Raw genomic sequence first — 20,765 nt, forward strand, 5'->3', positions numbered from 1 at the left:
ACGGCCCACCTGCGTAACCTGCGCGTCGTGCAGCTCCCCCGCCTCGTCGATGCCGCGCTGGACCGATTGGTGGTGCCCGGCTACTCCCGACTGGGGTACACCGTGCGGCGGGCGGGCTGGTCGACGCTGCCGACCGGGTGCCTCTCCGGGCGCACGATCCTCGTGACCGGCGCCGGCGGCGGCCTCGGCGCGGCCACCGTCCGCGGCCTCGTCGCGCTCGGCGCGCGCGTGGAGATGGTGGTGCGGAACCCCGAGCGGGGCGAGGAGACGGCGGCCGCGGTGCGTGCCGACCACCCCGGCGCCGCCGTCGACGTCGCCGCCTGCGACGTGTCGTCCCTGGCCGACGTCCGGCGCTACGCGGCGGAGGTGCGCGACCGCGAGGCCGCGGTGCACGGCCTCGTCCACAACGCCGGCGTCATGCCCCCCGAGCGCACCGAGACCGCCGAGGGCCACGAGACGGCGCTCGCCACGCACGTCCTCGGGCCCTTCCTGCTCACCCGCGAGCTGCGCCCCGTGCTGCGGTCCGGCGCGAGCCCCACCGCCCCGTCGCGGGTCGTGTTCGTCTCCTCCGGCGGCATGTACACCGCGGCTCTGCACATCGACGACCCGGAGTTCCGCCGGGGCACGTACTCCGGCGGCGCGGCCTACGCCCGTACCAAGCGGATGCAGGTGGTGCTCGCCGAGCTGCTCGCCGACGACCTGGCCGCTGACGGCACGGTCGTGCACAGCATGCACCCGGGCTGGGCCGACACCCCCGGCGTCGCGAGCTCCATGCCCGGCTTCCACCGCGTCACCGGCCCCCTGCTGCGCACCGAGGCCCAGGGTGCCGACACCGTCGTGTGGCTGCAGGCGGCCGCCGAGCCCGGACACAGCACCGGGGTCTTCTGGCACGACCGCGCCCCCCGCCCGACGCACTACCTGCCCCGCGGCGGTGAGAGCCCCCAGGCCCGGGCGGCGCTGTGGACGCTCTGCGTCGACGCGACGGGTGTGGGCGCGTGAACGAGCGGGCGACCTGGAAGCGCCGGGGCCTCGACGAGGTGCGCACCGAGGCGCCGGTGGCGGCGCCGCTGCTCACCCCGGAGCGGCGCGCCCTGCAGGACACCGCGCGCACGTTCGCGATGGAGGAGGTCCTGCCGGTCGCCGACGAGCTCGACCCGCGCCGCGAGGACATCCCGCAGTCGCTGCTCGACCGGATGGGCGAGCTGGGGTTCTTCGGGATCCTCGTCGACGCCGAGCACGGCGGGCTGGGCCTCGGGGTGGTCGAGTACTGCCTCGTCTCCGAGGAGCTCGCCCGCGCCTGGATGAGCGTCGGCAGCATCATCGCCCGCGGCAACGGCACCGGCTGCGCCTCGCCCGACCCCGAGCGGCGCGCCGAGCTGCTGCGCGCCAGCGCCGCGGGCCGCTACATCGGGGCGATCGCCTTCTCCGAGCCCCACGCGGGGTCGGACCTCGCAGGAGTCGAGTGCACCGCGCGGCGTGACGGGGACGGCTGGGTCGTCGACGGCACCAAGCGCTGGGTGGGCCACGCCCGCTCCGCCGACTTCCTGCACCTGCTCGCCCGCACCCGCCCGCCGCGCGAGGGCGAGAGCCGCTCCGACGGACTCGAGCTCTTCCTCGTGCCCAAGGAGCGCGGGAGCTTCCCCGACGGCGTGACCGGCACGCCCATCGACAAGATCGGCTACTTCGGCCTGACGACCTGGGAACTGCAGCTCGACGGCCTGCGCCTGTCGGCCGACGCGCTGCAGGACACCGGCCAGGACGAGGGCCAGGGCTTCAAGGACAGCCTCCGGTGGCTGGGCACTGCACGGGTGCAGACCGCGGCCCGGGCCGTGGGGCTGGCGCGCGGCGCCCTCGAGGACGCCGTGGCCTACAGCCGCCGCCGCGAGCAGTTCGGCCACCCGATCGCCGACCAGCAGGCGCTGCGGCACAAGCTCGCCGACATGGCCGCGGCCGTCGACGCCGCCCGGACGCTGTGGTGGCAGGCGGCGTGGCTGCTCGACGAGGGCGCGCCCGGCGGCGACGTCGCCGCGTCGTCGGCCAAGCTGTTCGCCTCGGAGACCGCGGAACGCGTCACGAGCGACGCCCTGCAGATCTTCGGCGGCAACGGCTACACCACCGAGCACTCCGTCGAGCGCTACTGGCGCGACGCGCGCCTCACGACCATCTTCGAGGGCACCTCGGAGATCCAGCGGAAGATCATCTCGGACGCCCTCCTGAGGCCCTGACCCCGGATGGGCCAGATCCGTACCCCCGGATGCCGAGCGTGTATTTCACCCGGTCGGCCGCCCGGCGCCGGCCGTCGCCGACCGTTCACCCGTCGATCGCGCGGCACGCACCGCTCGCGAGATCGACGGTCGACCTCGGAGTGATCGGCCCGTCACGGTGGGCATGCCGAGCCGCGATGACACGTGGTGGTCGAACGGTCGCCTGCGGTTCGCAGGGGACGACGCGGGCGGGGGACGAGCAATGACGGACGCGGTGGAGTTCGCGCGGGTGGTGCATCCCGCGCGAGCCGACGAGGCACAACGGATGCGCCACGAGGCACGGGACTGGCTGGCCGGCCTGGACCTGGAGCAGGAGGCCCGGGAACGGGTGCTGACCGCGGTGTCGGAGGCCGTGGAGAACGCCGTCGAGCACGCCTACCCGGAGGACGCCGAGGGCACCGTCGAGCTGACGCTGTGGGCCGAGGCCGACGCGGTGAACGTCCGGGTCACCGACAACGGGCACTGGTCGGAGGGGTCCGTGCCCGCGGAACCGGGGTCGCACGCGACGCGGGGGCGCGGCTTCGTGCTCATGCACCGCAGCGTCGACAGCGTCGCGATCCGGCACACGGCGGCGGGGACGACGGTGGCCCTGCGTCAGGAGCGCGAGCCGCACCCCTAGACGCCCTCAGGGCCGGCTGTCGTCAGGACCGGCCGCCGGTCAGTCCGGCCAGCACCTGGTCGAAGAAACCGAGCAGCTCCTCGCGCAGCGCCGCGTGCTGCTCGGGCGGCGCCTGGCCGAGCAGCTGGCCGGCGCTGGAGAGCATCCCGAGCACGACCGCCGGGTAGGACGCCCCCGGTGCACGGGCCAGGTGACCCTCGCGCGCGAGCCCGTCGAGCACCCGCGCGATCAGCGCGTAGGCGTAGTCCCGCTCGCACTCCTGCCAGCGCTGCCACCCCAGCGCCAGCGGCCCGTCGCGGAAGACGATCGGCCCGTACGTCGGCTCGGTGCAGGCCTCGAGGAACGTCGTGAGCGCGGCGCGGGCGCCGGTGAGCTGGTCGGGCGCGCCGTCGAGCGCCGCGCCCAGCCGCTCGTGCACCGCCGTCTCCTGGGCCGAGAACACGGCCTCGAACAGCGCCGCCTTGCCCGCGAAGTGGTGGTAGACCGCGCCCTTGGTCATGCCGGCGACGGCGGCGACGTCGTCGATCGACGTCTCGGCGAAGCCCCGGGCGGCGAAGAGCTCGGTGGCCGCCTCGACCAGCCCCGCCCGCGTCGCGGCCGTCGCCTCGGCGCGGGGTGAGGTCACGCGGGGCACCTGCGCAGGGTACGGATCGCGGGCCGTCCGGCCTACGGTGCTCGGATGAGCGGAGATGCCGGGACTCACGATGGGACCGCCCCCGTCCTGCGCGTGCTCGGCCGGGTCTCCTCGACCCTCACCGACCGCCGCGAGGCCCCGTGCCAGGGCGACGAGGGCGGCCCCGAGGCCGTCGTGCGGTTCGCGCCCGACCTCGTCCCGGCGCTGGGCGACCTCGTCGTCGGCCAGGAGATCCTGCTGATCACCTGGCTGGACCGTGCCGATCGGGACGTGCTCGCCGTGCACCCGCGCAGCGACCCCTCCCTCCCCGTGACCGGGGTGTTCGCCACCCGCTCCCCCGACCGCCCGAACCCCCTCGGCCTCCACCACGTCCGCGTCCTCGCGGTCGACGGGGACGTGTTGCGGGTGTCCGACCTGGAGGCGATCGACGGCACGCCGGTGGTGGACGTGAAGCCGGTGCTCGGCCCGCTGGGCGACCGGTGCCACAACCCGGGCGCCCCGAGGCCGGTCTAGAGGTCCCGGCCGAGATCCCGACCTAGAGCAGCACGTCGTCGACGTGCACCTGCACCGCGACGGGCTCGAGGCCGGTCACGGCGCGGATGCCGTCCGCCACGACGGCCCGGATGCGCGTCCCGAGCGCCTCGAGGTCCTGCCCGTAGTCGGCGGCGAGCGTGATCGCGACGACCGTGGAGCCGCCGACGACGCCCGCCGTCACCTCCGGCCCGGGCCCGTCGATCACGCTCGTCTCCGGACCCTCGCCGGCGGCGACGAGGCGGCTCAGCGCCACGCGCACCCCCGGGACCCGGGAGGCGAGGTGGCGCGCCAGGGCCACGACGACCCGCGCGCTGACCCGTGTGCGGCCGCGGTCGCTCTCGATGCGCCCGAACTCGGGGTCGGCGGCCACGCCGCGGATGCTGCGCAGCGCCTCGTCGAGCAGGCCCTCGGGGGCGCGCGGGCGGTGGTCGGACACCGCACGCACCGGGGCCCAGAGCCGGTCGAACTCGGCGAGCGCCGCCTGGCAGTGCGGGCAGGTGCGCTGGTGGGCGTCGCGCCGGTCGCCCGCGCCGTCGGCGACCTGTTCGACGAGGGCGTCGGTGTCCCGTCCGCAGGGCAGGCGGCGCGAGGCCGGCATCGTGGCACCGGCGGGGGTGCGCTCCTGGGTCATGTCCAGTCCTTCATCTCGGACATCAGCGTCGCGCGGGCACGGGCGAGCCGCCCCCGGACGGTGGCCTCGGTCGTCTTCGTCACCGTCGCGGCCTCCCGGTAGGACAGTCCCTCGAGCTGGATCAGCACGAGCGGCACGCGCTGGTCCTCGGGCAGGGCGGCGATCGCCCGGAGCCCGGCCTGCAGCTCCTCACCGGCCAGGACCTGCCGCTCCGGGCCCGCGACCGGGGGGTGGTCGGCGTCGGAGAGCTCCTGGTGGGGCCGCTGACCGCGGCGGTGGTTCAGGCACCGGTTGACGACGACGCGGTAGAGCCAGGTGGTGAAGGCGGCGCCGCCGGTGAAGCCCGACAGGGCCGTCCAGAGCTGGATGACGACGTCCTGCGCGACGTCGTCGGCGTCGGCGGAGCTGCCGAGCATGCGCAGCGCGATCCGGTAGATCCGGTTGCGGTGCCGGCGGACGAGCTCCTCGTAGGCGCCCCGGTCGCCGGCCCGGACCTTGCCGATGAGCCAGCGGTCGGCCTCGTCGTCCAGACCCGGCGACCGCCCCTCGTCCGGGCCGGAACGTCGGCCCGGGGTGCTCACGCGAGAAGCCTCTCACGATCGGCCGTGCACGACCGGAGATCGTCGCTCTGGCGGGTGCGGGGGGCGGTGATCGTCGCCGGGCGTCCCGGGTCGGGGACGCCGCCGCTGCTGCTGTCGTGTGCGGATCTCCTGTTGACCCACGGCGGCTACAACAGCATCCGCGAGGCCGTGCGCCACGGCGTCCCGATGGTCGTGCTGCCGCAGTTCGGCGACCAGGAGGCCAATCCGACCGGGTCGACGCGCTCGGGCTCGGGCGGCGCAGCGCGCCGGACCCCAAGGCCGTGGCCGCGACGGTGCGCTCCGTGCTCGACGACGGCGCGATCCGCGCCGAGGTCCGGTGGGCGCAGCGGGCGATGCTCGCCCTGCCGCCGGTGTCGGTGGCGGCGGGCGACCTGGCCGCGCTGGCCGCACGCTCCGCCGCAGCGGTGGGATGATCGGCCGGTGGCGGCGCACACCGATCCCGGCCGGGCCGTGGACGTCCCCGCGTGGGCGGCGTGGCTCGACGACGCGCACCGGGCCGGCGAGCTGCTCGACGCCCCGTCCCCCGACGAGCTCGACCTCCCGACCGCCTACGCGGTCCAGCGCGCGCTGACGCGCCTCCGGGAGGGCCGCGGCGCGCGGCGGATCGGGTGGAAGCTCGGCTACACGTCGTCGGTGATGCGCGAGCAGATGGGCGTGGACTCCCCCAACCTCGGCCCGCTCCTGGACTCGATGGTCATCCCGCCCGGGACGGCGGTGCCACCCGACCTCGTCCAGCCGCGCGTGGAGCCCGAGATCGGGATCGTCATCGGTGCCGACGGCCGTCCGGCCGGCGCACGGGCGGTGCTCGAGGTCGTCGACTCCGTCTGGCGCGACTACCGTTTCACCCTCGCGGCCAACACCGCGGACGGCTCCTCGGCCGCCGGGGTCGTCGTCGGGGACCTCCTGGACGGCGAATCCGACACCGATCTTGCCGAGATGCCCGTCGAGCTGTGGCGGGACGGGACGCTCGAGGCGACCGGCCGCGGGGACGCGGCGATGGGGCACCCGCACACCGCGGTGGCCTGGCTGGAGGGCCGGCTCGCCGCGCGCGGCGAGGCGCTGGAGGAGGGCGATCTGGTGATCACCGGCGGACTGACCCGCGCGGTCCCGCTGGCACCGGGCGGGATCGTGGAGGCGCGCTTCCCGGGGACGAGCCTGGCGGTGCGACGGTGACCGGCTACCCCGGCCCGGCGGTGGACGTCGGCCACGTCGAGCCGTGCCCGCGACGGGTGCGGGCGCGGCTGGACGGGCAGGTCGTCGTCGACACCCTCGAGGCACGCTACGTCTGGGAGCACCCCTGGTACCCGCGGTGGCTCGTGCCGGCCGCGGACGTCGCCCCTGCGGCGCTCGCGGCGGACCCGGAGCACCGGGAGGTCGACGGAATGCTGGCGCTGACCTGGTCGGCGTTCGACGCCTGGTTCGAGGAGGACGAGGAGGTCCACGTCCACCCGCGCAACCCGTACGCGCGCGTGGACGCGCTGCGCTCCCGGCGCCGGGTGCGGGTGGAGCTCGACGGCGTGCTGCTCGCCGAGTCCGACGCACCGGTCCTGCTCTTCGAGACCGGGCTGCCGACCCGCGCCTACCTCGACCCGATGGCCGTGGACATGACGCGCCTCGAGCTCTCGCCGACCTCGACGGCCTGCCCGTACAAGGGCGTGACCAGCCGGTACTGGTCGGTGCGCACCCCCGTGGGCCGATACGACGACCTCGCCTGGTCCTACGACCACCCCGCGGCCGCCGTCGCCCGGATCGCGGGCCTCATCGCGTTCTACGACGAGCGCGTCGACGTCAGCGTCGACGGCGTCGCCCGGGAGCGGCCCCGCACGCACTTCGCCTGAGGTCACGCCTCGTCACACCTGGGCCGCCCGCGCCAGGAGCCAGGCGGCGATCTCCTCCCCCGCCGCCAGGCCGACGCCGCGCGTCACGGCGACGTGCCCGGCGCGCCAGCCCGCGGCGTGCAGGGCCCCGTCGGCGGGCTGGACACCGGCGTCGGCGGCGAGGAGCAGGTCCGCGTCGAGGGGCGAGTCCCCGGCGGCCAGCAGTCGCGCGGCCACCACCCGCTCCCGGACCTCGGCCACCGCGACGCTCTTGTCCAGGCCTGCCGGCAGGAGGTGGACCTTCGCGCCGTGCGTCGCGACCCGCCACCCTCGGACCTCGCAGTCCGCTGTGAGGTCGTCGAGCCAGCCCGCGCCCGGGTCGGCCACGCGGGCGACGAGCAGGACGCCGTCGGCGTCGCGCACCGGCTCCGCCGTCCCGGAGTCGAGGCGTGCGAGGTGGCGGGCGAACAGGTCGGCGGCCTCGGCGACCGATGCACCGCCGGCGAGCAGGTGCCGGACCCGCGCGTCCCACGCCGGGTCGGGCGCGCCGTCGACCAGCAGCACACCGCCGCTCGCGCAGACCGCGTGGCGCGGGGTGGTCCCGAGAGCCCGCCCGAGGCCGAGGCGCCGGAACTCGGCGACCGAGCGCGTGGTGGCGGGGACCCACGTCGTGCGCCGGGCGAGCTCGACCAGCGTCGCGGCGGTCCGGCGCGTGAGCATCGCGGTCGGCACCCCGCGCCGGCGCTCCAGGCACAGGACGTCGCCCGGCACGTCCGGGCCGGCCGCGCGGGCCGAGTGCACGAGGGTGCGGTCGAGGTCGGTGGCGACGAGCGTGCTCACCCCGCCCGCCACGGGCGCAGGACGCCGACACAGCGGTAGGGCGAGTGGACGCCGGCGACCGTGTCGGGCAGGGGACTGATCGGGACGTCGCGCTCGGCGCACAGGTGGCGCACGGGGTCGAGGTCCGGCCCGGCGTCCGGCGCGAGGTGGACCGCTGCGGGGTCGCGGCGCAGCAGCGCCCGTGTCGTCTCGCCGATACCGGGGCGGAGCCGGCGCGGGTCGGTCACCCCGAGGTCGACGGCGAGCGCAGCCAGGTACTTCGGTCCCCGGGCGTCGTCCCCCGGGTCGGACGGCAGGGCCGCGGCGGGGGGCCGTGCGGTCGGGAAGTGGGCGCTGACGGCGTCGAGGAAGGTCGCGGTCCGGTCGACGCCGGCGAGCCCGGGGTAGGACTTGGCGCCCTGGTAGCTGCCGGGCGGCAGCAGGTCCGGACGGTCGACCGTGCGCGAGACAAGGCCGCCGACCGTGGCGTTGAGGCACGCCTGCGGCACCAGGAGATCCTCGCGCGAGCCGTACAGCGTGGCCCGGTGGGCGGGGTCGGCGAGGACCGCGACGGTCGGGTCGACGACGACGCCGGTCTCGCGGGCGTAGCGGGCGAGGTCGGCGGCCACCTCGTCGACGATGCCGCCCGCGCCGGTCCAGGCGTCGACGAGGACGAGCGCGGCCGGGTCGTGCACCGCGACCAGGGCGTCGAGGGCGGCGCGGTCGAGGCCCCGCCCGCGCAGCACGCTCATCGCGTAGTGCGGCAGTACGACGCCCCGGACCCGCGCGGCCCACCGGCGCACCAGCACCCCGGCCGGCGTGCCCGCCCGCGCCAGCGATACCAGCACCGCCCCACGCCCGCGCAGCGCGAGCACGCGGTCGGCGAGGACGCCGACGGCCTCGGCCACCGGCGCGGCGGACCGCTCGAGCGCCCGGGCGACCACCCGCTCGTACGCCGGGGCGGGCGCGGGCTCCTGCGGCAGGCTCTCCGAGTAGTGGAGCCGGCCGCTGCCGAGCGCCGCCTCCCGCTCGGCCGTCGGCGTCTCGAGGGCGACCGCCGACAGGTCGCTGAGCAGCCAGCCCACCTCCTCGCGGGCGAACGAACCGAACTCCGGGCCGCGGCGCGCGGCGGCCGCGCGCGGACGGACCGGCGGTCCCCCCGGCCCGGGTCCCCGACACGGCACCACGGCCTCGACGATGCGCGTGGTCACCGCACCGAGGCGGGACAGCAGGCCGTCGGGACGACGCAGCACCGGCGTCCGGGCGGCGGCGTCGACCACGAGGACGACGGCGTCGTAGCGGCCCCGCCCGGGGGCCCCGAGCCCGTAGGCGTAGCGCTCCGGGGCGTGTCCGAGCGCGACGTCGTGGGCGGCGAACGCGAGGCCGGAGCGCACCGGGTAGCCGGGGACGTCGCGGGCGACGAGCGGCGAGCGGGTGGTCACGCCGAGGTGGACGTCCGCGCCGTCCGCCGCCAGGGCCTCGCCGAGGCGCAGGGGCAGGTAGTGGAGCTCCTCGCAGCCCAGGACGAGGACGCGGCCGGGGCGGGGCCCGAGGGCGTCGGCGAGGGTGGCGGCGGCTCCGGGGACGGCGCGGTCCAGTGCGGCGCGTCCGTCGCGGTCGAGCCCGTGTCGCGCGCCCTCGGCCGCGCCGTCGAGCGGGAGGTGCACGGTCACCGTCTCGGCCCGCCCCTCGGGTCGGGCGGTGCCGTCCTCCCAGGTCCGGAGCAGGTGGGCGGCGCGGTCGAGGACGTCGGCCGGCAGGTCGAGCCGGGACCGCGCGGAGGCGACGACGTCGATCCGCACGCCGAGGTCGTGGGCGACCCGCTCGACGGCGTCGTCGGAGGGCGTGCGCAGATCGGCCAGGGTCGCGACGACGTAGCGCCGGCGCGGGAGCACGCGGTGCAGCAGGCGCAGGGTCGTCGCGGCGGTCCGGCCCGTGGTCAGCTCGTCGTCGACGAGGACCAGCGGCCGGTCGGGGGTCCAGCGCCCCGGGTCGTCGGGCACGAGCACGTGCTGCGGCGCGTGGCTGTGCTGCTCGTCGAGGGCGACGAGCACGGACGCCCCGGCGACGACCCGCCGCGTGGTGTGCACGACGTGGTCGGCGTCCAGCCCGTCGGCGACGAGATGGGCCAGGGCGGTGGCGTTCTCGGCGTACCCGAGCACGACGGGCGCGCCGCCCGCAGGGGTCGCGGTCTCCGCGAGACATCGCCGGATCGTGTCGGCGAGGTCGTCGGCCGCCGCCCGCGTCCGCCGTGGTTCGGTGGGCAGATGCTTGCCGAGCACCCGGGACACGGGCAGGTGGGCGCGCCGGGGGTTGCGGCGCAGGGCGAGCCCGACCACGTCCTCGACCGGCACGGCCCCCTCGTCGGGTCCGAGCACGAGACCGAGGGCGTCGTGGACGACCTCGCCGGGCCACGCGTGATCAGGCACGAGTCCCCGTGATGCCAGACCTCGCGCGAGAAAGCCACACCTGTGTCCCCCGGACGGTCAGGATGGGCGGGATGTCGGCGACCGACCCGGCCGATCCCGTCCGGCACTGGCCCCTCGTGGAGCTCGTCGTGCGCACCCCGCGGCTCGAGCTGCGTCCCGACGACGACGCCGGGCTCGCCGCGCTCGCCGATCGCGCCATCGACGGGGTGCACCCGGCCGACGAGATGCCGTTCCTCGAGCCGTGGACCGACGACGCCGGCGATCCGGGCTTCGCGCGGGGGATCATGCAGTACGCCTGGCGCTGTCGTGCGGAGATCGGGCCGACCCGCTGGTCGGTGAACTTCCTCGTCCGCGACGCCGGCCGCGTCATCGGGATGCAGACGCTCGCCGCGACCGACTTCGCCGTCCTCGGCGAGGTCCGCAGCGGCTCGTGGCTGACCCGCTCGATGCAGGGCCGAGGCCTCGGCACCGAGATGCGCCACGCCGTCATCGGTCTCGCCTTCGACCATCTCGGCGCCCGCGCGGCGCGGACGAGTGCCTTCGCCGACAACGTCGCCTCCCGTCGTGTGTCGGAACGCCTCGGCTACGTGCCCGACGGCGTCGAGCACCACGTCCGGCGCGGACGCGCGGCGGTGCTGCTGCGCAGCCGGCTGACGCCGCAGACGTGGCAGCGGCCCGCCTGGACGGCCGAGGTCGACGGCCTCGGGCCGTGCCGGGAGCTGCTGGGCGCGCCGATCACGCCGTGACCATGGCTGATCGTCCGCCGGGTCTGGGCTGTCGTTCGGGGTCGATCCAGGGTGGTGGGGTGAACCAGGGGAGCCCGTCGATCATGTCGATCGTCCAGTGGCCGTGGTGGATCACCTGGTGGTGATGCCGGCAGAGCAGCGTGAGGTTGTCGAGGCAGGTCGGTCCGCCCTCACCCCAGTGGTCGATGTGGTGGGCGTGGCAACGCCTCGGTCGGCGGGTGCAGCCGGGGAAGGCGCAGCCGCCGTCGCGGAAGGTCAGCGCCCGACGCATCGCATCCGGGATCAACCGGGAGCGACGGCCGATGTCCAGCGGCTCGGACTTCGAGCCCAGGACGAGGGGGACGATGTCGGCGTCGCAGGCCCACCGGCGGACGGTGGCCGGGTCGGACAGCGCCCCGGAGTCCAGGGTGCCGTGCCCGGTCGCGTGCTGGAGCCAGCGGTGGTCCATGGTGATCGTCAACAGCGCCCGCCCGGGTCCGCGCACCGTCTCCGGTCCGGGCGCGGCGGGTTCGGGGCGGCGGGGCTCGGGGATCAGCGCGTCCTCGAGGTCAGGCTCGCCCGCGGGTTCGGCGTCTGACTTGTCGTCCAACTCGGCGTCGGGGTCGGGGTCGGGGTCGGGGTCGGTGTCGGTGGCCGGCTCGGTCTCGTTCTGGCGGGTGTCGGTGACCAGCCCCTGGGGTCCGAGGGCGTCGGCGAACACCTCTTTGAACGCGCACGCCTGCCGGTTCCCCAACGACCGGTGATCATCCGAACCGGTGGGGGTGGCCAGCACCCCGATGCCCTCGCGGATCGACTTGGCGTCGACCGCGTCGTGGATCCGGATCCGCATCTCCAGGGTGCCGTCCTGACCCGAGGTCATCGTCAGGTCGTCGAACAGGTCGGCGTCCTCGTCCGGCGCCGCACCATCGGGGTCCAGCTTGGCCAGCAGCGCCTCGGCGAGCCGCCGCAACGTCGCCGGCGGGAACAGCGTCGCCTTCTCCGCCAGATACGCATCCGCGGCCGGCACCTCGGCCGGGTCGACATGTTCCATCCTGTGAATCTTGGTCATGGTGCGGCGGATGATCGCCACGTGCTCCGGGGAGATCTCCCCCGACGCCAGCACCGTCGCGGTGCACGGCAGCCGCGGCGGCAGCGGCTGACCGTGCAGCGACAAGCGCGGCGCCAGGTCCTCGGCCTCGGCGACCAGCCGCCCGGCCTTCGACGGGTCCAGCCGCCAGTTCTCCTGCAGCAACCGCTCGGTGCTGCGGTCCCCCGTCACCGCCGCGAGCCCGAGACGAGCCATCTCCGCGATGCGCTCCAGGCGCCGGTAGTAGGCCTGATTGCCGGCGATCTCCTCGGCGCGGGCAGCCGCGAGCGCCTCGCGCTCCACGACACCCACGCCTTCGCTCATACGTTCGATTCTAGAACCGACCCCCGACAACCATGGGCCGGTTCATGAAAAACCCCGCTCCCCCGCCCGCTTCACCCGCCGCCGCTCGACGAACGCACGCTGCTTGGCCGCCGCGCCGCAGGCGCTCATCGAGCACCAGACACCCGAGCCGTTGCGGGAGCCGTCGTAGAACGCCGTCCGGCACAGCGGGTCGCGGCAGGCCTTGAGGCGCGCCCACGTGCGCTCGTCCACCGCCATGGGAGCCGCGACGACCGTGGCCAGCACCCGCCGGGCGGCGCGCTCCTCGTCGGGCTCCAGACGGAACGGGTCGGCCCGCACACGCAGCCCTAGCCCGGCCGCGGCGTCGTCGAACCGCTCCACGGCCTCGGCGTCCACGGCCAGTGCGGGATCGGTGTGCCGCGCGAGCTCCGTGCGCAGACCGGCCCGGATCGCCCGCGCGAGATCGAGATCGTCCGACCCCACCGCGGCGTCCGCGACCTCCGCGCCCCGGGCCCGGCACCAGGCGGCGAGGTCGGCCGGGGTCCGCAGAGCGTCCTCGCCCACCCCGTCGGCGGTGCGCCCGAACCAGGTGTCGAGCAGGTCGGTGACGAGGCCCAGCGGCTCCGGGGGCGGCGTGCGACCGAGAGCGGTCAGTCGTGGATCCACGACGGAGAAGTTACCAGCAAAGTGCGTTGACCGGTCACTCTGTGACCGGCTACGTTCATTGAGCGGTCACACCACCGCACTGCACCCCGAGGAGAAGCCCGTGTTCCGTGGATTCGCCACCGTGAACGTGTTCGCCGACGACGTCGTCGCCGCCCGCGACTGGTACGCGCAGGTGTTCGACACCGAGGCCTACTACGCGATGCCGCCGGCGCCGGCCGCGCCCGCGTACGTCGAGTTCCGCGTCGGGGACGACGCCGACGAGTTCGGGATCATCGACCGCCGCTTCGCCCCCTCGGGATCGCGCGACGCGACGGGCCCCGCCGGCGCGGTCGTCCACTGGCACGTCGACGATCTGCCCGACACGATCGCGCGCCTGCTCGCGCTCGGGGCCACGGAGTACCAGCCGCTCACCGAGCACGGCGACGGCGGATTCGTCACCGCGTCGGTGGTCGATCCGTTCGGCAACGTCCTCGGCGTCATGCACAATCCGCACTTCCTCGAGATCGCCGAGGCCCGCGCGGCCGCGGTCGCAGCGTGACGAGGTCACTCGAACGGCCGTAGGTGACAGCACGACGATCGCCCACTCCGTGCGCGCGGACGGACACGCCGAGAGACACGCCGATCATCGAGCCACCATCAGGGTGAACTAGAGGCTGAGGGATCGCGGCCTGTGGATCACGGGGTAGAGCCTGGGCAACGACCTGCCCAGGGGGGATCGATGGCGTACGCCGCGCCGCTCGCCGAGCGAGCTGCCGACCGTGGTTCACCCCTGCGCAGACTCGCCGCGGGTTTCGCCACGGTGCTCGGGATGGGCCTCTGCGTCGGGACGCTGCTCGTCCTCCTCGCGGACGCGGTCACCGAGGACACGCCGCGACGGACGGCCGCCGCCGCGGAGCCGGCGACGATCTCCCTGCCCTACGGCGGCCAGCTCGAGCGGCCCGACCCGGGCGACCTCATCGAGCCGGGCGGCCTCATGGGTCTCGGGCTCCTCGCCCTGGGCCTGGCCAATGGACTGGTCTTCGCGTTCGCGGCGGCGCTCGACGGCACGCGGGGCCCCTCGGCCGCCGAGACCCGCCGTCGCCTGCGCAACCGCCACGGACGCGGCGCCGTCCCGGGCGGGCGACGCGAGGTCGCCCGCACCGTGGTCGTGCCGGCCGCGGCACCCGCGGCCTCGGCCGGCCCGCACGGCATGATCGAGGACCTCCCGGCCCGCCGGAGCGCTCCCGGCCGCGCGGCCCCGGGCACGACCTACGCCCCGATCCCGGCGCCCCGCCGACCCGAGCCCGAACGCCAGCCCGTGCGCCGACCCGAGCCGCAGCAATCCGAGCCCCAGCAACCCGAGCCCCAGCAACCCGAGCCCCAGCAACCCGAGCCGCAGCGCCCCGAGGCCTGGCTGGCGATGCCGGCGCCCACACCGCAGCCCACGCCGGAGCCCACGCCCGAGCCGACGCCCGCCCCGGAGCCCACGCCCGAGCCCGCCCCGGCGGAGGAGCTCGTCGAGGAGCTCATCCCGGAAGCCGCCGAAGAGCCCGCGAAGGTCCCGGAGGTCCCGGAGGTCCCGGAGGTTCCGGAGGTCCCGGTCGTCCCGGAGCCCGTCGTCGACGACGTCCCCGCGCCCCGGGCCCCGCGCCGCCCCTCCCCCGTCCCGCGGGACGGCGGCGACGGGCGTCCGTCGCCCGCCACCCGCCGCGGAACGGGCCCCTGGGGCTGGCGTCCCGCGCGCCCGGACCCGGTGCCGTGGCGCAACCCGCGACCGTGGCCGGCCCTCGTCGGCGCGCACTGACCACGAGAACGGCGCGACCTACCGCGCCAGCCCCTCCTCGATCGTCCGCGTGAAGGCCTCGAACACCGGTCCCGTGGGCGGGAAGACCTGCGTCACGAGCACCGCGGCGAGGTCGTGGCGCGGCCAGGAGTACCAGAGCGTGCCGAGGCCCCCGGCCCAGCCGTAGCGGGGCCCGGCGGGCGTTTCCACCACCCCGACCCCGAGTCCCCAGCCCCCGCCGTCGAGGAACGGGGCGGCCGCGGGCGCGGCGCGCTGTTCCGGCGTGAGACGGTCGGTCGTCATCGCCGCGACCGCGGCGGGATCGAGGATCCCGGCACCGCCGTCGAGGAGCATGCCCGCGAAGCGCAGCAGATCCTCGGCGGTGCCGACCAGCCCGCCCCGCCCGTCGGGGAACGCCGGTGGTGTCAGCCAGCGGCTGTCGGTGACGCCGTCGAAGTCGACGAGCACCCCGTCCTCGTCGCGCGCGAACGCCGGGACGAGACGGGCCGGATCGGCGACGAACCCGGTCGCGTCCGTGCCGAGCGGGGCGAGGAGACGGTCGGCGAGCAGGTCGCCGAGCGGACGACCGCCGGCGCGAGCCACGAGGACGCCGAGCACCGCGGCGGACAGCTCGTAGCGCCAGGCACGGCCGGGCTGGTCGAGCAGGGGCAGGGTCGCGAGCCGCGCGATCCACTCGTCGGGACCGGGCGGACCGTGCGGGTCGGGCGGGCCGAAGCCGAGCCCGAGGGCCGCCGCCCGGTCGAGGGTGGGGCACGGACCCTCGGTGACGAAGCCGAAGCCCATGCGCATCGTCAGCAGGTCCTCGACGGTGATCGGGCGCTCCGCGGGCACGGTGTCGCGGGCGGGATCGCTCGGCGAGAGGTCGAGGCTCCGGAGCACCCGGCGACCGGCGAGCTCGGGCAGCAGGCGGTCGACGGGCTCGTCGAGCGCGAACGCCCCGTCGGCGACGAGCTGCATCGCCAGCGCCGCGACCAGGGGCTTCGTGTTCGAGCTGAGCCGGACCACCGCGTCGGGACACAGCGGGGTGTCCCCGCCGGGGCGGGTGCTGCCGAGCGCCGCGAGGCTCGTCCCACCGTGGTGGCGGACCCCGACGATCGCGCCGGGCACCAGGCCCGCCTCGACGGACCCGCGCACGCCCTCGATCACGTCGTCGGCGTGCACGGCGCCCCCGGGGATCGGTCTCCTCGATCAGCTCCGCACGAGCGGAGCCTGCGGGGCGACGGCGTCACCCAGCGGATCGGCACCGTAGCCGAGGACCTCGGGGTCGCAGAGGAGTCGCTCGACGTGGACCACGATCGGCCGCGCCCGCGAGTCGAGCACCGACACCGTGCCGGCGCGCCCCTGGGCCCGCAGCGCGCGGATGAGGTCGAGCTCCTCGGGCCGCACGAACGCTCCCAGAGCGCGCCGACCGCGGTAGCTCAGAGATACGTGGTACACGATTCAATCGTAGGCCGCTGATCCCCGGGTCGAGCGCGGCGAGTGGTCGACCCCACCCGGGGCCCGATCAGCCGTTGAATCCGCCCCCGGCGGGTCCGACGGGGCTCGGCTCGGGGCGGACACCGCCGCCACCGCCGCCGCCGTCAGGGCCGTCGTCCGGGTCGGGGCCCGTGGCGGGCCGTGCGGCGCCGCCCGCGATCCAGATGCCGACCTCGGCGCCGCGCTCGAGCTCCTCGCCCGCCGCCGGCTCCTGGTCGGCCACGTGGGCGCGCCCGGCGCCCGTGTGCACCGCGTTGCGGCCGACGGCGAGCACGCCGGCGTCCAGGGCGCGGTCGTGGGCCTCGGCGGCCGGCAGGCCCACGAGCTCGGGCATCGTGGCGGTGGTCGTCCCGCCGTCGGTCGCGTCGTGGCCCATCGTGGTCCCACCCTCGGCGTCGGTACGCGTCTCGTCGGTGTGCATCGTCGCCTCCTCCGGCATGCCGGTCATGGCATATCGGTACCCATCCTGCCGTGTCCCTGACGCTGAGTCGGTCATCACCCGCCCCCGGCGCGGGCCGCACCCCGGCTGAGCTGGGAGAAGGCCCACCGGCGGAGTCACGCTCCGCGCCCGGTCGCCGCGACGGTCGTCAGCCACGTCCGGACGAGGTCGCACGCGTCCTCCACGTCCCCGGCGACGCCGAGGGTGCGCGCCGGGCCCTCGAGGTCGTCGGTGGCGGTCAGGCGCACCCGCAGCTCGCCCTCGTCGAACCACACGCGCACCATCAGCGCGGCGCCCGGCGGCACGCCCGGCGACACCCCCGACGGCTCCCCCGACGGCTCTCCCGACATCAGGGGCGTCACGACAGCCCCGAGGCGAGCACGGTGACGACGAGGTGGGCGTTGACGCCGATCACCACCACGGCCAGCACCCCGGCGACGGCCGTGACCGCGGGGCGGGTGGTGAGCGCGCCCATGAGTGCGCGGCGCCGCCCGAGCTCGAGCACCGGGACGAGGGCGAACGGGATCCCGAACGAGAGGACGACCTGCGAGATCAGCAGCACGAGCGTCGGGTCGGTACCGAGGCCGAGCAGGAGCAGCGCAGGCCCGAGCGTCACCGCGCGGCGCACCCAGAGCGGCACCCGACGGCGCAGGAACCCGTCCATGATCACCTGCCCGGCGTAGGTCCCGACGCCCGACGAGACGAGGCCGGACAGCAGCAGCGCGACGGCGAAGGCCCCGGCCGCGAGCGGCCCCGCGAGGGTGCCGAGCCCGGCGTGCACACCCTCGAGGTCCTCGGGGGCCTCGACCCCCGGGCGGAAGAACACCGTCGCGGCGACGACGAGCATCACCGCGTTGAGCACGCCCGCGGTGCCCATCCCGACGGCGAGGTCGACGCGCTGGCCCCGCAGCGCGGCCCGCGTCCCGCCCGCGCGTCGGCGGGCGGTGCGGGTGAGGTCGGAGTGCAGGTAGATGACGTGCGGCATCACGGTCGCGCCGAGGATGCCGGTGGCGAGCACGAGGCTGCCGGTGCCGTCGAGGCCCGGCACGAGGCCGCCGGCGACGAGGGCGGGGTCGGGCGAGGTCTGTCCGAGGGTCGTGAGGAGGCAGACCACGACGCCGACGAAGAGGGCGACGACGAGCAGCTCGAAGCGCCGGGGGCGGCGCTGGTGCACCGCGAGCAGTGCCCACGCGACGACACCGACGGCGATGCCGCCGGGCAGCAGGGGCACGCCGAACAGCAGGTTCAGCGCGATCGCGCCGCCGACCACCTCGGCGAGGTCCGTGGCGATCGCGACGGCCTCGGCCTGCACCCACAGCATCCGGGTCAACGGGCGCGGGTAGTGCTCGCGGCACAGCTGGGGGAGGTTGCGGCCGGTCGCCACGCCGAGCTTCGCCGAGAGGTACTGGACGAGGACGGCCATGAGGTTCGCCGTGACGACCACCCAGAGCAGCAGGGTGCCGTGGGACGCGCCGGCGAGCGTGTTCGTCGCGAAGTTGCCGGGGTCGACGTACGCGGTGGCCGCGACGACGGCGGGTCCGAGCAGCGGGAGCAGCCGGCGGATCCGGCCGGGAGCCGGGGTCGGGCTCGGGGTCGGGCTCGGGCTCGGGCTCGGGCTCGGGCTCGGGGCCGGGCTCGCGTCGGTGGTCGGGGTCCCGACGTCCGGGGCGGGCGTCACGTGCGGTGGGGCGACGGTCATCGACCTCTCCGGGCAGGGCGGCCGGTCCGGGCGGCCCGAACCCACGAGGGCTCGGGCCGTCCGGCGACGGGCCGGTGACGGGCGTCAGCTGGTGATCAGCTGCCGGTCGGCCCGTACTGGCCGGCGGGGGTGGACATCTCCATGTCCGCGGTGGCCTGGACGAGCTCCATGAGCTCGCTGTCCAGCCCGGGCCCGAACTCCTCCGGACGCTCGACCGCGATCTCCATGGGCGCGCCCTCGGGGGCCTGCTCGGTGGAGAGCTCCGTGCCGTCCTTCGACGGCGAGGGGCCGTTGAAGACCTTCGCGGCCTCGTTGAGCTGGTCGATGTTGAACGTGTACTGCTTGGACTGCAGGCCCTGCTCCAGCAGCGTCTTGACCTCGGGGAAGCGCTCCGCGTTGGTCTTCGGGATCGGCAGGAGCTTGTTCCACTCCACGCCGAGCGCCTCGAGGGCCTTCGCGTAGGCGTTCTCGTGGGCCTGGTCGCGCACGATCAGGTACGCGATCGTCGACCGCGCCGTCTTGTTGGCCGTCATCTCGTAGAGCCGGCACTTCTGCAGGCGCCCGGTCGACTCGAGCATGAGGTTGTAGAGCAGGTTCAGCGGCAGGTTGCCGCTGTCGTAGACGTACTTGCCCGTCCACGGGTCGCCCTGCGCGTCCACCGGCAGCGCCCCCTGGGCGCCCACCAGCCAGTGGTGGATGTTGCCGCCGCCGAGCGCCACCGAGAGCGGCGTCGCGCCACCCTCACCGGGCTCGTCGAGGTGGGTGGGGTTGCCCTGGTAGCGGGGCGAGCCGTCGACGAGACGGGCGATGGTCGTGGCGATGAGCTCGACGTGGCCGATCTCCTCGGTGCCCACGCCGTAGAGCAGGTCGCGGAACGGCTTGGCCGTGGCCCCGCGGAAATTGAAGCTCTGGAACAGGTACTGCATCATCGTGCGCATCTCGCCGAACTGACCGCCCAGCCCCTCCTGCAGGGCGTTCGCGGCCGCCGGGTCCGGCTCGTCCGGGACGATCTCGTTGATCAGGCGCTGCACATGGAAGAACACGGGGATCCTCTCGAGGGTCGATCGGTGTGAGCTGCACCCTCGGAGGCCCCCGTCCCCCGGCCGTGCCCCTCGACGTCGCCGGAACCGTTCCCGCCGCGTCCCCACCGCGTCCCCCCACCGTCCCCCCGCCGTCCCCCCGCCGTCTCCAGGCCGTCTCCCCGGTGTCTCGATCACGTCTCCGATGGGCACCCGTTCCCTGCCCGCCCCGGTACGTCCGTCCGAGTCGCCGGTCGGGTGAGGTGTCCCTACCGTGAGCCGTGCGCGTTGAGGCCGACAGTCGCGCCGCCCTCCCCGGCCCCGTGCGGGCCGGCCACTTCCTCGAACAGCCGGACCCGTTGTGGGAGGTCCGGCGGGAACGGCGGCGAATGACGCTCGACGTGCCGATGCCCCCTCGGGCGGCACACCTGTATCTCGTCGGCCGGTTCGCGTGCCGGGTCGGCGACGAGGACGTGCGGTTGACGCCCACCGCCGAGCGCGTCCTCGCGTTCCTGGCCCTCGCCCGGCGTCCCGTCCGCCGGCACCAGCTCGCGGGCACACTGTGGCCGGACGTCACCGACCGGCAGGCCCTGACCCGGCTGCGTTCGACGCTCTGGAAGGTCCCCGCCCCGCAGCGCGCCGCGCTCGTGGAGGCCGACGCGACGAACGTGTCGCTGCACCGGGACGCGGACGTGGACCTCTACGCCCTCGACGACGACGCCCCCGCCGCCCACGACGGGGGCGTGTTCGACGCCCCGATGCCGCGCGGTGAGCTCCTGCCCGGGTGGGGCGACGACTGGGTGCTGGTCGAGCGCGAGCGCCACCGTCAGCTGCGCCTGCACGCGCTCGAGGACCGCTGCGCGCGGGCGTGCGCGGCCGGCCGGTTCGCCGACGCCCTGCGCGCCGGGCTCGAGGCGGTGGCGCAGGAGCCGCTGCGCGAGAGCGCCCACCGGCGCGTCATCGAGGTGCACCTCGCCGAGGGCAACGGGGCGGAGGCCCTCACCCAGTACGAGACCTTCCGGACGCTGCTGCGCGCCGAGCTCGGCCTACCGCCGTCGGACGCGATCCGCGCGCTCGTCCGGCCCCTGCTGGGGCGGCCCGCGGACTGAGACGGCGGACCGCAGCCATGCCCGAGCGGACGCGTTGACGTGATCCAGGTCACCTCATAGCGTCGGAGGCCGGGTGTTCGCCCGATTCACCAGAGATTCGGAGCCAGTCA

General features: G+C 75.6%; 24 protein-coding genes. 11 read left to right on the top strand and 13 right to left on the bottom strand.

Annotated features, from left to right (window positions below):
- Positions 1 to 27: 27 nt before the first annotated feature.
- The 3 genes from OG774_RS09185 to OG774_RS09195 all read left to right on the top strand — a co-directional run bounded on the left by OG774_RS09185 (position 28) and on the right by OG774_RS09195 (position 2,883).
- Positions 28 to 999, top strand: coding sequence for an SDR family NAD(P)-dependent oxidoreductase (locus OG774_RS09185; protein ID WP_328308740.1), 972 nt, complete (start codon positions 28 to 30; stop codon positions 997 to 999).
- Entirely contained in the window at positions 996 to 2,225 is a 1,230-nt protein-coding gene (locus tag OG774_RS09190) for an acyl-CoA dehydrogenase family protein (RefSeq protein WP_328308742.1), read from the top strand. The genes OG774_RS09185 and OG774_RS09190 overlap by 4 nt, the downstream gene beginning before the upstream one ends.
- Before the next feature lie 241 nt (positions 2,226 to 2,466).
- Positions 2,467 to 2,883 carry an ATP-binding protein gene (locus OG774_RS09195; RefSeq protein ID WP_274197011.1) on the top strand — a complete coding sequence of 139 codons (417 nt, stop codon included), beginning with the start codon at positions 2,467 to 2,469 and terminating at the stop codon, positions 2,881 to 2,883.
- A 22-nt stretch (positions 2,884 to 2,905) separates the two neighbouring features.
- Here OG774_RS09195 and OG774_RS09200 read toward each other — a convergent pair whose 3' ends face one another.
- Positions 2,906 to 3,508 (bottom strand): TetR/AcrR family transcriptional regulator, encoded by a 603-nt coding sequence (locus OG774_RS09200; protein ID WP_328308746.1) that lies wholly within the window; start codon positions 3,506 to 3,508, stop codon positions 2,906 to 2,908.
- Positions 3,509 to 3,562: 54 nt separating this feature from the next.
- Here OG774_RS09200 and tsaA point away from each other — a divergent pair, with 54 nt between their 5' ends.
- Positions 3,563 to 4,030, top strand: a complete 468-nt coding sequence (gene tsaA / locus OG774_RS09205; RefSeq protein ID WP_328308748.1) for a tRNA (N6-threonylcarbamoyladenosine(37)-N6)-methyltransferase TrmO — start codon at positions 3,563 to 3,565, stop codon at positions 4,028 to 4,030.
- 22 nt (positions 4,031 to 4,052) lie between these two features.
- On the opposite strand, the gene OG774_RS09210 is transcribed toward tsaA, so the two are convergent.
- A complete protein-coding gene (locus tag OG774_RS09210) occupies positions 4,053 to 4,682 on the bottom strand; it encodes an Asp23/Gls24 family envelope stress response protein (protein ID WP_328308750.1) in 630 nt (209 codons plus the stop codon).
- The gene (locus OG774_RS09215) at positions 4,679 to 5,263 is read right to left on the bottom strand and encodes an RNA polymerase sigma factor (RefSeq protein ID WP_328308752.1); all 585 of its coding nucleotides are present in this window, start codon (positions 5,261 to 5,263) and stop codon (positions 4,679 to 4,681) included. The genes OG774_RS09210 and OG774_RS09215 overlap by 4 nt, the downstream gene beginning before the upstream one ends.
- A gap of 281 nt (positions 5,264 to 5,544) precedes the next feature.
- Here OG774_RS09215 and OG774_RS09220 point away from each other — a divergent pair, with 281 nt between their 5' ends.
- From OG774_RS09220 to OG774_RS09230, 3 genes are read left to right on the top strand one after another with little or no spacing between them, the layout of a single operon-like run.
- Positions 5,545 to 5,697: a hypothetical protein gene (locus OG774_RS09220; protein ID WP_328311222.1), complete on the top strand. Its 153-nt coding sequence runs from the start codon at positions 5,545 to 5,547 to the stop codon at positions 5,695 to 5,697.
- Positions 5,698 to 5,704: 7 nt separating this feature from the next.
- Positions 5,705 to 6,457, top strand: coding sequence for a 2-keto-4-pentenoate hydratase (locus tag OG774_RS09225; RefSeq protein ID WP_328310855.1), 753 nt, complete (start codon positions 5,705 to 5,707; stop codon positions 6,455 to 6,457).
- Positions 6,454 to 7,122: a DUF427 domain-containing protein gene (locus tag OG774_RS09230; protein ID WP_328308754.1), complete on the top strand. Its 669-nt coding sequence runs from the start codon at positions 6,454 to 6,456 to the stop codon at positions 7,120 to 7,122. Before OG774_RS09225 ends, OG774_RS09230 begins: the two co-directional genes overlap by 4 nt.
- 12 nt (positions 7,123 to 7,134) lie before the next feature.
- Here the strand turns inward: OG774_RS09230 and OG774_RS09235 are convergent, their stop codons facing one another.
- Together OG774_RS09235 and OG774_RS09240 are read right to left on the bottom strand one after the other, a co-directional pair.
- Positions 7,135 to 7,941, bottom strand: a complete 807-nt coding sequence (locus OG774_RS09235) for an HAD family hydrolase (RefSeq protein ID WP_328308756.1) — start codon at positions 7,939 to 7,941, stop codon at positions 7,135 to 7,137.
- Positions 7,938 to 10,349: a phosphoribosyltransferase domain-containing protein gene (locus OG774_RS09240; RefSeq protein ID WP_328308758.1), complete on the bottom strand. Its 2,412-nt coding sequence runs from the start codon at positions 10,347 to 10,349 to the stop codon at positions 7,938 to 7,940. Before OG774_RS09240 ends, OG774_RS09235 begins: the two co-directional genes overlap by 4 nt.
- Positions 10,350 to 10,420: 71 nt before the next feature.
- On the opposite strand from OG774_RS09240, the gene OG774_RS09245 reads away from it, so the two are divergent.
- On the top strand, positions 10,421 to 11,095 hold the full coding sequence (locus OG774_RS09245) for a GNAT family N-acetyltransferase (RefSeq protein WP_328308760.1): 675 nt from the start codon (positions 10,421 to 10,423) through the stop codon (positions 11,093 to 11,095).
- Here OG774_RS09245 and OG774_RS09250 read toward each other — a convergent pair.
- Complete coding sequence (locus OG774_RS09250) at positions 11,085 to 12,515, bottom strand: HNH endonuclease signature motif containing protein (RefSeq protein WP_328308762.1); 1,431 nt, start codon at positions 12,513 to 12,515, stop codon at positions 11,085 to 11,087. The two genes, OG774_RS09245 and OG774_RS09250, sit on opposite strands and share 11 nt — an antisense overlap.
- 12 nt (positions 12,516 to 12,527) lie before the next feature.
- Entirely contained in the window at positions 12,528 to 13,130 is a 603-nt protein-coding gene (locus tag OG774_RS09255; RefSeq protein WP_328308764.1) for a CGNR zinc finger domain-containing protein, read from the bottom strand.
- A 100-nt stretch (positions 13,131 to 13,230) separates the two neighbouring features.
- On the opposite strand from OG774_RS09255, the gene OG774_RS09260 reads away from it, so the two are divergent.
- The gene (locus OG774_RS09260) at positions 13,231 to 13,668 is read left to right on the top strand and encodes a VOC family protein (protein WP_328308766.1); all 438 of its coding nucleotides are present in this window, start codon (positions 13,231 to 13,233) and stop codon (positions 13,666 to 13,668) included.
- 180 nt (positions 13,669 to 13,848) lie between these two features.
- Positions 13,849 to 14,913, top strand: a complete 1,065-nt coding sequence (locus OG774_RS09265; RefSeq protein WP_328308768.1) for a hypothetical protein — start codon at positions 13,849 to 13,851, stop codon at positions 14,911 to 14,913.
- 18 nt (positions 14,914 to 14,931) lie between these two features.
- Here OG774_RS09265 and OG774_RS09270 read toward each other — a convergent pair whose 3' ends face one another.
- The 6 genes from OG774_RS09270 to OG774_RS09295 form a co-directional block, all read right to left on the bottom strand.
- Positions 14,932 to 16,074, bottom strand: a complete 1,143-nt coding sequence (locus OG774_RS09270) for a serine hydrolase domain-containing protein (RefSeq protein ID WP_328308770.1) — start codon at positions 16,072 to 16,074, stop codon at positions 14,932 to 14,934.
- A 27-nt stretch (positions 16,075 to 16,101) separates the two neighbouring features.
- Positions 16,102 to 16,350: a hypothetical protein gene (locus OG774_RS09275; protein ID WP_328308772.1), complete on the bottom strand. Its 249-nt coding sequence runs from the start codon at positions 16,348 to 16,350 to the stop codon at positions 16,102 to 16,104.
- 67 nt (positions 16,351 to 16,417) lie between these two features.
- Positions 16,418 to 16,837, bottom strand: a complete 420-nt coding sequence (locus OG774_RS09280) for a PASTA domain-containing protein (RefSeq protein WP_328308774.1) — start codon at positions 16,835 to 16,837, stop codon at positions 16,418 to 16,420.
- Between the two features lie 107 nt (positions 16,838 to 16,944).
- On the bottom strand, positions 16,945 to 17,190 hold the full coding sequence (locus tag OG774_RS09285; RefSeq protein ID WP_328308776.1) for a hypothetical protein: 246 nt from the start codon (positions 17,188 to 17,190) through the stop codon (positions 16,945 to 16,947).
- Entirely contained in the window at positions 17,187 to 18,527 is a 1,341-nt protein-coding gene (locus OG774_RS09290) for an Nramp family divalent metal transporter (RefSeq protein ID WP_328308778.1), read from the bottom strand. Before OG774_RS09290 ends, OG774_RS09285 begins: the two co-directional genes overlap by 4 nt.
- A 95-nt stretch (positions 18,528 to 18,622) precedes the next feature.
- Entirely contained in the window at positions 18,623 to 19,570 is a 948-nt protein-coding gene (locus OG774_RS09295) for a manganese catalase family protein (protein ID WP_328308780.1), read from the bottom strand.
- 383 nt (positions 19,571 to 19,953) lie between these two features.
- Between OG774_RS09295 and OG774_RS09300 the strand changes: the two genes are divergently transcribed.
- Positions 19,954 to 20,655 carry an AfsR/SARP family transcriptional regulator gene (locus OG774_RS09300; protein ID WP_328310857.1) on the top strand — a complete coding sequence of 234 codons (702 nt, stop codon included), beginning with the start codon at positions 19,954 to 19,956 and terminating at the stop codon, positions 20,653 to 20,655.
- The last annotated feature ends 110 nt before the right edge of the window (positions 20,656 to 20,765 follow it).

Origin of the sequence: Actinomycetospora sp. NBC_00405 (assembly GCF_036044095.1) — a bacterium.
GTDB lineage: Bacteria > Actinomycetota > Actinomycetes > Mycobacteriales > Pseudonocardiaceae > Actinomycetospora > Actinomycetospora callitridis.